Source organism: Pseudomonas sp. UTLPPB19802, from assembly GCF_059730225.1.
This window is the reverse complement of the sequence record NZ_AP048545.1, coordinates 1,730,001-1,741,851: the sequence shown is the minus strand read 5'-3', so window position 1 is coordinate 1,741,851 and position 11,851 is coordinate 1,730,001. Positions and strand designations below refer to the sequence as shown.

Below are 11,851 nucleotides of genomic sequence, written 5' to 3'. Positions count from 1 at the left end.
TCTCAATACTACGTCAGAATAATGCCGAAACGGTAGCAAATCAGTGGCTAGGCAGTGCCAGGACGTGCGCTAGCCGAGCTCCAACATCAGCCCGCTCAAGCGCTTGACCTTGCGCCGCACCGCTTCCTCGAACACCCCCCCGCGGGGCTCGAGCAGGCTGAACCAGTCCTTGGCCCGGGTGATGCCGGTGTAGATCAGTTCCTTGGTCAACACCGGGTTCAGTGCCTCGGGCAGAATCAAAGCGGTGTGGGTGAATTCCGACCCCTGGGATTTGTGCACGGTCATGGCGTAGACGGTTTCCACGTCGTTCAATCGGCTCGGCAAGACGAAGCGTACCCCGCCCTGGCCGTCGTTACGCGGAAACGCCACCCGCAGCACCTGCTTGCCCGCGTCCACGCCATCGCGCTCGGGCAGGCGCAGGGCGATGCCGATGTCGCCGTTCATCAGGCCGAGCCCGTAGTCGTTGCGGGTCATCAGCACCGGTCGGCCTTCATACCAGTGCTGGTCGCTGTCGATCAACTTCCTGGCGAACAGCGCCGCGGTAATGCGCTGGTTCAGCCCCTCGACGCCCCAGGGGCCCTTGCGCACGGCGCAGAGCAACTGGAACTCGTCGAAGGAACTCAGCACCGAACGCGCCCAGTCTTCCCAGCACGGGTCATCAAGGTCGCTGTACGCAGGCGGGCGACCACTGCGCATTACGTCGAGGTAATGGCGATAGCCCTTGCGGTTGGGGCCCTCACCATCGAGTACCAGCTTGTCGAACTTGCGGTCCTGCTCGCCCTTGAGCGCCAGGGCGAACAGGTCGGAATGGTCGCCCGCCTGCAACAGCGCACGGGCCTCGTCTGCCGCCTGCTGGTTGACCAGCCGCGCCAATTGACCGATCCCACTGCCTTCGCCAAAGCGCCGCGAGTGACGCAGCATCACCACCTGCTGGGCCAGCGGATGGCTGCCCTCGGCGGCCTCGCGCAAGCCACTGGTACCGAGGTCCTCGCCGCTGACCGCCTGCAACCATGCAAGGGTGTCGGCGCTGTACCAGCCCTCCTCGGCATCGCGGCACAGGTCACCGAGCACGGCTCCAGCTTCCACCGAGGCCAACTGGTCCTTGTCGCCCAGCAGCACCAGCCGCGCATGCACCGGCAGCGCATCGAGCAGGTTGGCCATCATCTCCAGGTCGATCATCGACGCCTCGTCCACCACCAGCACGTCCAGCGGCAGGCGATTGCCGGCATGGTGGCGGAAGTGCCGGGTGCCTGGGCGGCTGCCGAGCAGGCGATGCACGGTGGTCACTTCGCTGGGAATCCGGGCGCGGACCGCTTCATCGATGGTCAGCGAGCGCACCTGGGCACTGATGGACTCGGTCAGGCGCGCGGCGGCCTTGCCGGTCGGCGCGGCGAGGCGGATGCGCAGCGGCTTGCCCGCTTCCACCGCCGGCGCCTGGAGCAGGGCCAGCAGGCGCACCACGGTGGTGGTCTTGCCGGTACCGGGGCCGCCGGTGACGATGCTGAAGGCGCCGCGCGTAGCGAGGGCACAGGCCAGCTTCTGCCAGTCGATGCGCCCACTGCTGCCGGCAGCGCCGAACAGTTCGGTGAGACGACGGGCGAGGTCTTCCGGTGCGGCTTCCTGCTCGGCGAGACGCAGGCGCAGGGCACTGTCGATACGCCGTTCATAGCTCCAGTAGCGCCGCAGGTACAGCCGTCGGCCACTGAGCACCAGCGGCCGTTGCCCCGCATCCAGACTCTCGTCATCGGCCTGGGCCACCAGCGGACTGGACTGCAATGACCGACACCAGGCCTCGCCGTCCAGTGCCACCAGCAGTTGCGAGGGCAGCAGCATCGCCCCGCTCTGCAGGTCGCCCTCCGGCGGCAGCGACAGGGCGAAGTCCGGCTCGCTCAGGGTTTCAAACAGGTCGAGACAGACATGCCCGTGACCGAGTTGGTGGCTGGTCAAGGCAGCAGCCAGCAACACCAACGGATCGCCCTCGGGATCGAGTTCATGCAGGAAAGCGACGAAGGCCTTGTCCAGCGCCCGCACCCAGCCGCGTTCGAACCAGCGCTCGAGCAACAGCAGCAGGTCTTCGGCGCGATCCAGCGGCGCCAGTTCGGCGAGGCTGTCGTCGTTCAGCGCGGTGGGCAGCAGGTCGGCGAAGGAACGTTTCATAGCAGACTCCCCTGCTCCCAGGCGGGTTCGGATTTGGTGACGGACTTGCCCTGGAACAGCAGGTCGAGCTGTTCGATCAACAACCGTGGCGGCCGGGCAAAATAGGCGCCCTGGCTCGGCGCGCGGGTGCCGCGCAGGAACAGGTACAGGGCGCCGCCCATGTGCCGGTCGTAGTCGTAGTCCGGCACCCGGGCCTTGAGCTGGCGATGCAGGGCCAGCAGGTAGAGCACGTATTGCAGGTCGTAGCGGTTGTCGAGGATCGACGCGGCCATGGCCTGCTCGGTGTAGGCCGCATCGTCGGCGCCCAGCCAGTTGGACTTGTAGTCGGCCACGTAGTAGCGGCCCTCGTGTTCGAAAGTCAGGTCGATGAAGCCCTTGAACATGCCATTGAGCAATACCGGCTCGGCTGCCGCCCGGGCGACACCGCCGTGGGTGTGGCGCCGGACCAGTTCGTCGACCTGCTGCACGTCGACCTTGTGGCTGGCGAACCAGAACTCCATTTCCACCTGATAGCTGGCGAGGCTGTTCAGCGCCACCGGCGGCTGGCCTTCGCCGAGGCGGAACGGCACCTGCAGCAGGTGGGCAAGCCAGTCGCTCAGGGTCTCGATCCAGCCCTTCCAACCACGCAGGTTGCAGCGCGGCGCGACGGCTTTTTCGATCAGTTCGCGGTCAGCCGTGAAGCGTTCGTCGCCGGCCCATTCCAACAGGCCATGGAGGAAGGTGCCGGGATTCGGCCCACGGGGAAAACGGTGGATATCGCCGCCGCTGGCGACGACTTCGCGCGGCGCGTCCGGGTCCAGCCGCTCATCGTCGAAAAGCTTCTGGGCCTGGGGGTTCTCCGGCGCTTCGTCACTGCCAGCCCCCAATTGCTCGCTGATGCGCAGGGCGCTGTAAGAAGCGATCCACCAATGCTCGGCGGCCTTGCGCTTGGGCAGCAGCGGTTCGAGCAGAGTCGCCTGGTTGCGTGGCGGCTGGTACGACAAATCGTTGGGTGCGGGCAGTTCCTGGCAGGCCAAAGCCGGGCAGTCCTGCTGCAGATCCCGCAGCCAGCTGGCCAGGCCGGTGGACTCGGCCAGCACCGCGCCGCCACCGAGCAGGTAGCCGAGGGCCGACAGGTGCAGCACCGAGCTGTTGTGACTGCCGCGCTTGAGGTCCGCCACACCCAGCCAGCAGGCGTGGCGGGCGCGGGTCAGGGCCACGTAGAGCAGACGCAGATCCTCGGCCAGGCGCTCGTCGTCAGCCTGGGCGATCAACTCGGCAGTCGGCTTGAGGCTGACCTGGGCCTTGCCGTTGCTGTCGTGGTAATGCAGCGGCAGCCGGCTGCCATCCACCGGCTTCACCGAACAGATGAAGGGCAGGAACACCAGCGGATATTCCAGGCCCTTGGATTTGTGGATGGTCACCACCTTGACCAGTTGCTCGTCGCTTTCCAGGCGCAGGATCTGTTCCTCGCCGGCCTGGCCGGACAAGGCCAGGTGCTCGCCCAGGTGGCGGATCAACGCCTGCTCACCATCCAGTTCGCCGGAGGCCTGTTGCAGCAATTCGGACAGGTGCAGCAGGTTGGTCAACACCCGCTCGCCGTCGCTGCGGGCGATCAGCGCCTGGGGCAATTGAAAGTCATGCAGCAGGCGGCGCAACATCGGCAACACGCCCTGGGTCCGCCACAGCGTGCGGTAGCCGCGGAACTGCATGACCCGCGCCTCCCAGGCCAGCTCGTCCTGGTTCAGTCGCTCCAGCTCGGCCAGCGGCAGGTTCAGGGTGATGCAGGCCAGGGCCGCGCGCAGCGGGCGTTCGACATCCGGTTCGGCGCAGGCCTTGAGCCAGGTCAGCAGGTCGTGGGCTTCCTGGGCGGCGAACACCGAGTCCTTGTCCGACAGGTAGACGCTGCGCACCCCGCGGGCGGCCAGCTCGCCACGGACCGCCTGCGCTTCCTTGCCGTCGCGGACCAGGATGGCGATGTCTGAGGGCAACACGCCCTGCAGTTTGCCGTCGCGACTGAAACCAACGCGGCCCTGCTGCCCGCCATTGAGCAGACCGACGATTTCGCTGGCGCAACTGGCGGCCAACTGCTGGCGGTAAACCGCGCCGGACAACGGTTGCTCGGAGGACAGTTGCCAGACATTCAGCGCTGCCTGCGGCTGGCCATCGATCTGAAACTCTTCCTTGCGGCCCTGGGACTCTACCGACACGAACGGTACCGGGTTGTCTTCGCCGTCACGGAACAGAAACGCACCACGGCCCTGCTCCCGCTGCTCGGCACGTTCGAACACGTGGTTGACCGAACGAACCATCGCATGGCTGGAACGGAAGTTGGTATCCAATGTGTGCAAGCGACCACTGGTGGCCTGGCGCGCACGCAGGTAGGTGTAGATGTCGGCGCCGCGGAAGGCGTAGATCGCCTGCTTGGGGTCGCCGATCAGGAACAGGCCGCCGTCTGGGCTATTGTCCTCGATGCGATAGATGCTTTCGAAGATCCGGTACTGCACCGGGTCGGTGTCCTGGAATTCGTCGATCAGCGCTACCGGGAACTGCTCGCGGATCAGCGCCGCCAGGCGCTCGCCGCCCTCGGCACGCAAGGCGGCATCGAGGCGCAGCAGCATGTCGTCAAAGCCCATTTCAGCACGGCGGCGCTTCTCGTCCTCGAAGCGTGCACCGACCCAGCGGGCGGCGTGTTCCAGCACGGCGGCATCGGGGGTTGGCAGGGCATCGAGGCTGGCTTTCAGGCCGGCCATCGCGTCGAGCGCAGGATGCCGCGGGGCTTCGCCCTTCCAGGCTTCAGCCATGCCCTCGGGGGTCAATCGGCTAAAGCCGGTGCCGATATCCAGTTGTTCCAGGGCTTCGTCTTCGGCCCAGGCGGTGAGCTTTTCGAACCAGGGCTCGAAGTAGCGCGCCTGCATCTTGCGACCGTCGACAGTCTTGCTTGCCACGCCTTGCAGGCAGATCTCGCGCAACTCGGCGGCCCACTGCTTCCAGGGTGCCTTGATCTGCAGCAGGGCTTCACGGCGTTCGAGCAGGCAGGCCTCGATCAGTTCGGCGGGCTCCGGTTCGTCGTCCTCACTGCCGTGATTCACATTGCCAAACAGCGCACGTACCCTCGGCAGCAGCGCATCAGGGCCACCCCAGTTGGCGCGCACCCAGTGCAGCGCGTCACCCTGCATCTTGTAGCAATAGAGCCGCCAGTAATCGCGCAGCACTTCACCGAGCAAGTCGCTGTGATCGGTTTCCAGGGTCTGGGTGAACAGGCTGCCGCTGTCGAAGGCGTGCTCACGGAGCATCCGCTGGCACCAACCGTGGATGGTCGAGACGGCGGCCTCGTCCATCCATTGCGCGGCGATATCCAGGCGATTGGCGCAGGCCGGCCATTGCTCGACAGCGTATTCGGCGCGCAGTTGGCCGATCAGGTCGTCCGGGGCGGTTATCTCGTCGCGCAAGAACCGCGCGGCTTCAGCCAGGCGAGTGCGGATACGGTCACGCAGCTCCTTGGTCGCGGCATCGGTGAAGGTCACGACGAGGATCTGTGGTGGCAGCAACTCGCGCCCGAAACCGGCAGCCTCACCGCCATGGCCCAGCACCAGGCGCAGGTACAGTGCGGAAATGGTGAAGGTCTTGCCGGTGCCGGCACTGGCTTCGATCAGTTGGCTACCACGCAGGGGGAAGGCCAGGGCCAGTGGAGTCTTGTCGCTCATGGGCGCGCCTCCTCGTTCACCAGGGAGCGCCATGGCGCATCGAGCAGCGGTCGATAGAGGCTGTCGCACCAGCCATCGAACTCCTCGCTGGCGACCAGGGCGTTGTAGTCGGCGAACTGGCGGGCCAGGGCCGCACTTTCGCGGCGCTCGCCTTCGCTGTTGATGCCGTCGCCGTCATAGGCCTTGCGCGCGGCAGCCTCGCCTTTGGCCGGGTCCGGCTGGGAAAGCCAGGCGAAGGCCGTCTTGATCGCCACCGGCAAGGGCCGGCGCATGCCGACCTGCCAGGCCAGCAGCAATTCGCCGAGCAGGGTGTTGGCCCGCTCCGGCTCGAACGGCGGCAGCAGCAGCGTATCGTCGCTGGCGACCAACGCGGTGGTCAGCGGCAACTCGCAGGTACAGGCCACCAGGTGGTTGACCCAAGGCTTGGTCAGGCGATGCCACTTGCGGGTCTTGAGCGAGCCGATGCTGTTGGGGATGGTGGTGACGGCCAGGTAGCCGCCATCGCTGCGCTGATGCAGGCCGGACAGCCAACCGTCGAGACGCACACCATTACTGTCGATACTGACCGGCACCGCGCTCGGCACCGGCGTTGGCCATAGGGTCAGCAGTTGCTGATAGCGTTCCAGCAGGCCCGGCAGTGGCTCGATCAGTTCCAGTTGCAGCAGTTCGCCAAAACCGGCCATGGGCAACAGGCCGCTGCCCTGCAGGCGACGGGCCTGGTTGCTCAAGGCCTGCTGTGGATTGTCCGCCTGCTGCAAGGCGGCATTGAGCAGGCTGTCGCTGAGGCTGTAGCGCTGCAGCGCATCGAGAACGAAAGGTTCCTCGTCCGCCAGTGGCGCTTCGGCGGTCTCGAAAAATACTTTCAGCCGCTGGCTGAAAAAGTGCCGCACGGGGTTGCGCAGGAAGTCTTGCAATTGTGCCAGGGTCAGTGGTTCTTCCTGACTGTAGGGTGCCAGTTCGCCGACAAGCTCGGTGGAATCCTGCAGTTGGTGCAACTGCTGCCATTCACGGGCGTAGCTGAACAGGCCGGCATCGCCCTCGTGGAAATAGCGGGCGCTGAACGGTTGCAGCGGATGCTCCTGGGTCAGGGCTTCAAGCAGGTGTTCGCCGTCGGCGTCGGGCAGCCGCCAGCCACTGGCGATATGGTCACGCAGTTGGCCAATCAGCACCGAGGCCGGACGCTCGCTGTTGTCGCGGATGCTGCGGCCAACCCAACTGATATACAGCTGCTCGCGGGCCGAGAGCAGGGCTTCGAGCAGCAGATAGCGGTCGTCTTCACGCCGCGAGCGATCGCCGGGACGGTAGTCGCTGCCCATCAGGTCGAAGTCCAGCGGCGGTTGTGCACGCGGGTAATCGCCGTCGTTCATGCCGAGCAGGCAAACCAGCTTGAACGGGATCGCCCGCATCGGCATGAGGGTGCAGAAGTTCACCGCACCGGCGAGGAAACGCTGGGACAGGCGACCCTGATCGAGACCGGCCAGCCAGGCTTCGCGTACCACTGTCAGTGGCAGTTCTTCCTGCAGGTCGACGGCTTCGCAGGTTTCCAGCCAGGTGGCGCGCAGTTGTTCGAGCTGGATCAGCAGGTAGTCGTCGTGCTCGGTGCTGGCGAGGAAGAACAGTTGCAGCAATGCTTGCAGACGCTCGCCCCACTGCTGCGGGCGGGCCGGTTCGCAGAGTTCCTGGTGGGCGATTTCCAGGGCGTCGAGCAAGGCGACCACCGGGCCGATCAGGGCGGCATCCAGGCCACCGATTTCGTCATAGGGTTCGATGCCTTCGCAGCCTTCGCCGGTGCCAACCGCGTAGCCCATCAGCATGCGGCGCAAGCCAAAGCGCCAGCTGTTCTGTTCCAGTTCTGCTGGCAGGCCGAGATCGGCGCGTTGTTCGGCGCTCAGGCCCCAACGAATGCCCGCGCCTTCAATCCAGCGGTGCAAGGTCGGCAGGTCACGCTCCTGGACATTGAAGCGGGCGCGCAAGGCCGGTACGTCGAGCAGGTCAAGAATCTCGCTGACCGGGAAACGGCTGTCGGGCAACTTCAACAGATGCTCGACGGCGATCAGCAGCGGATCACGTCCACGCTGCCCCTGGTCTGCCAGGGTGAACGGGATGAAGCGCGGGTCGCTACGTTCGAGCTGGCCGAAGACGGCGCGAACATGCGGGGCGTAGCTGTCGATATCCGGGACCATGACGATCACGTCCCGTGGGCGCAGGTCCGGGTTGGCGCTGAAGCGGGCGAGCAACTGGTCGTGGAGGATTTCCACTTCGCGCTGGGCGCTGTGGGCGACTTCGAAGCGGATCGACTGGTCCTGCTGCGGGTCGACGGCAGGCCAGAGTTCGCGGGTTTCGGCCAACGGGCGCAGTTCGAGAATATCGTCCTGCAACTGGTTGAGCAGGGTTGCCGGAGTGCTATCGCTGAACAGGTCGATGCGGCCATCGCGGAAAGCCGCACGGTAGCTGTTCGGGTCGTCGTAGCTGTCGAGCAGGTTGATGTAGTCGCGGCCCTGCTTGCCCCAGGCGGCCAATAGCGGATGAGCGTGCTGGTGCAGGGCATCGGGGTCGAGGACCACCGGCATGCCGGCCTTGCGGGACTGGCGCTTGTATTCGTTACGCAACAGGTCTTTGTCGGCGACGATGTCGGTCCAGTGGTGGCGACAGGGGTTGTGCACGCAGAGCAGCACCTGGCTGAACCGTGCCAGGCCGGCCAGGGCTTCGAGGGCCTGGGCCGGCAGCGAGGAAATGCCGAAGACGATCACTCGTGGTGGCAGGCCCCTGGGAGCGGCTTCAAGGATATTGATGCGTTCGATGAAACGCTGATGCACACCTGCCCGGCTCTGGGCCATGCCTTCGGCGCCGACGTCCAGCAATAGCGCACGCCATAGTTCGGCCTGCCAGCAGTTGGCAGGACTCAGCGGCTTGATCTCACCGCGTACGCTGCGCAACTGGTGGCGGCCGGCGGCCCAGTCCTCCAGCCAGTCGGCGCGGTAGACCTGGTATTGGTCGAACAGGTCGGCCAGGCGCTCGGCCAGTTGATAGCGTTTGCGCAGGTCGCTGTCGTGGGTCAGGAAACGTTGCAGCGGTTCGAAGTGCGGCTGATCGATCAGTTCCGGCAATAGGCGCATCAGGCGCCAGGTCAATGGGGCCTTGTCGAGCAGCGACTTGGGCGGGATCTCGTCGCGGCCCAGCACCATGCGATAGAGCTGCCACATGAAGGTACCGGGCAGTTGCACGTCGATGGCGGCGGCAATACCGCAGCCTCCGGAATCGTCGTCCTCGGCATCTTCGGCCAGGGCCAGCTTCAGCCACTGGGCGATACCGTTGCTCTGCACCAGGGCGATTTCATTCTCCAGGGGCGCCAGGGGGTAACGCCGCATCACGTTGATCACCAGGCTGCGCAGTTCCTCAGGGCTGTTGCTCTGAACAACCATGAACGCAGGATTGAGTGACGTCGCGTCCGGCATGACGACTTCCTTGGAGAATTCAAAAACGAAGGCAGGACTTTAACACCTCCGGCGCGGTTGCTGGCGGTGAGGGGGTTGGGTCTTGTGTCGGTTGTGGCGGCCTCTTCGCGGGCAAGCCCTGCTCCTACAATACTTCGTCGTCCATACCGGTTGTGCTCGACCCCCGTCTGTAGGAGCAGGGCTTGCCCGCGAAGAGGCCCTCAAGTCCTGCACCGGACTTGCCAACGCCACAAAAACAAAACCCCAACCGCTTTCGCAATTGGGGTTTTGGAATTTAATCTTGACGATGACCTACTCTCACATGGGGAAACCCCACACTACCATCGGCGATGCATCGTTTCACTTCTGAGTTCGGGATGGGATCAGGTGGTTCCAATGCTCTATGGTCGTCAAGAAATTCGGTAGCCAGCTCGTAGCCCTTGCGGGTCACGCTCCAGCGAATTCGGGTATGTGATTCAGGTATTTGTGCGTTGCAAACTTTCGGTTCACTTCGTCTTCATACACCGCAATCTGCTCATTCGACGCAAATTGCTTGGGTGTTATATGGTCAAGCCTCACGGGCAATTAGTATGGGTTAGCTCAACGCCTCACAGCGCTTACACACCCCACCTATCAACGTCGTAGTCTTCGACGGCCCTTCAGGGAACTCAAGGTTCCAGTGAGATCTCATCTTGAGGCAAGTTTCCCGCTTAGATGCTTTCAGCGGTTATCTTTTCCGAACATAGCTACCCGGCAATGCCACTGGCGTGACAACCGGAACACCAGAGGTTCGTCCACTCCGGTCCTCTCGTACTAGGAGCAGCCCCTCTCAAATCTCAAACGTCCACGGCAGATAGGGACCGAACTGTCTCACGACGTTCTAAACCCAGCTCGCGTACCACTTTAAATGGCGAACAGCCATACCCTTGGGACCGGCTTCAGCCCCAGGATGTGATGAGCCGACATCGAGGTGCCAAACACCGCCGTCGATATGAACTCTTGGGCGGTATCAGCCTGTTATCCCCGGAGTACCTTTTATCCGTTGAGCGATGGCCCTTCCATACAGAACCACCGGATCACTAAGACCTACTTTCGTACCTGCTCGACGTGTCTGTCTCGCAGTCAAGCGCGCTTTTGCCTTTATACTCTGCGACCGATTTCCGACCGGTCTGAGCGCACCTTCGTACTCCTCCGTTACTCTTTAGGAGGAGACCGCCCCAGTCAAACTACCCACCATACACTGTCCTCGATCCGGATAACGGACCTGAGTTAGAACCTCAAAGTTGCCAGGGTGGTATTTCAAGAATGGCTCCACGCAAACTGGCGTTCACGCTTCAAAGCCTCCCACCTATCCTACACAAGCAAATTCAAAGTCCAGTGCAAAGCTATAGTAAAGGTTCACGGGGTCTTTCCGTCTAGCCGCGGATACACTGCATCTTCACAGCGATTTCAATTTCACTGAGTCTCGGGTGGAGACAGCGCCGCCATCGTTACGCCATTCGTGCAGGTCGGAACTTACCCGACAAGGAATTTCGCTACCTTAGGACCGTTATAGTTACGGCCGCCGTTTACCGGGGCTTCGATCAAGAGCTTCGCGTTAGCTAACCCCATCAATTAACCTTCCGGCACCGGGCAGGCGTCACACCCTATACGTCCACTTTCGTGTTTGCAGAGTGCTGTGTTTTTAATAAACAGTCGCAGCGGCCTGGTATCTTCGACCGGCATGGGCTTACGGAGCAAGTCCTTCACCCTCACCGGCGCACCTTCTCCCGAAGTTACGGTGCCATTTTGCCTAGTTCCTTCACCCGAGTTCTCTCAAGCGCCTTGGTATTCTCTACCTAACCACCTGTGTCGGTTTGGGGTACGGTTCCTGGTTATCTGAAGCTTAGAAGCTTTTCTTGGAAGCATGGCATCAACCACTTCGCGTCCTAAAGGACACTCGTCATCAGCTCTCGGCCTTAAGATCCCGGATTTACCTAAGATCTCAGCCTACCACCTTAAACTTGGACAACCAACGCCAAGCTGGCCTAGCCTTCTCCGTCCCTCCATCGCAATAACCAGAAGTACAGGAATATTAACCTGTTTTCCATCGACTACGCTTTTCAGCCTCGCCTTAGGGACCGACTAACCCTGCGTCGATTAACGTTGCGCAGGAAACCTTGGTCTTTCGGCGTGGGTGTTTTTCACACCCATTGTCGTTACTCATGTCAGCATTCGCACTTCTGATACCTCCAGCAAGCTTCTCAACTCACCTTCACAGGCTTACAGAACGCTCCTCTACCGCATCACTTACGTGATACCCGTAGCTTCGGTGCATGGTTTGAGCCCCGTTACATCTTCCGCGCAGGCCGACTCGACTAGTGAGCTATTACGCTTTCTTTAAAGGGTGGCTGCTTCTAAGCCAACCTCCTAGCTGTCTAAGCCTTCCCACATCGTTTCCCACTTAACCATGACTTTGGGACCTTAGCTGACGGTCTGGGTTGTTTCCCTTTTCACGACGGACGTTAGCACCCGCCGTGTGTCTCCCACGCTCGGCACTTCCAGGTATTCGGAGTTTGCATCGGTTTGGTAAGT

The 11,851-nt window shown here is 62.9% G+C and carries 3 protein-coding genes and 2 rRNA genes (1 of these 5 running past the window's edge); all 5 read right to left on the bottom strand.

Going from position 1 to position 11,851, the window contains the following annotated elements; translation table 11 throughout:
* Positions 1-69: 69 nt before the first annotated feature.
* Positions 70-2,157 carry an exodeoxyribonuclease V subunit alpha gene (gene recD / locus AC6I6U_RS07870; RefSeq protein WP_497881412.1) on the bottom strand — a complete coding sequence of 696 codons (2,088 nt, stop codon included), beginning with the start codon at positions 2,155-2,157 and terminating at the stop codon, positions 70-72.
* Entirely contained in the window at positions 2,154-5,843 is a 3,690-nt protein-coding gene (gene recB, locus AC6I6U_RS07865) for an exodeoxyribonuclease V subunit beta (RefSeq protein ID WP_497881411.1), read from the bottom strand. Before recB ends, recD begins: the two co-directional genes overlap by 4 nt.
* Entirely contained in the window at positions 5,840-9,298 is a 3,459-nt protein-coding gene (recC, locus tag AC6I6U_RS07860; RefSeq protein ID WP_497881410.1) for an exodeoxyribonuclease V subunit gamma, read from the bottom strand. The genes recB and recC overlap by 4 nt, the downstream gene beginning before the upstream one ends.
* Before the next feature lie 278 nt (positions 9,299-9,576).
* Positions 9,577-9,692, bottom strand: a 5S ribosomal RNA gene (rrf, locus tag AC6I6U_RS07855).
* A 149-nt stretch (positions 9,693-9,841) separates the two neighbouring features.
* Positions 9,842-11,851, bottom strand: a 23S ribosomal RNA gene (locus AC6I6U_RS07850) (it continues 881 nt past the right edge of the window).

What these genes read in the sequence shown, in the direction of transcription:
- recD (WP_497881412.1), bottom strand. Translation starts at nt 2,157, where the DNA reads ATGAAACGTTCCTTCGCCGACCTGCTGCCCACCGCGCTGAACGACGAC.
- recB (WP_497881411.1), bottom strand. Translation starts at nt 5,843, where the DNA reads ATGAGCGACAAGACTCCACTGGCCCTGGCCTTCCCCCTGCGTGGTAGC.
- recC (WP_497881410.1), bottom strand. Translation starts at nt 9,298, where the DNA reads ATGCCGGACGCGACGTCACTCAATCCTGCGTTCATGGTTGTTCAGAGC.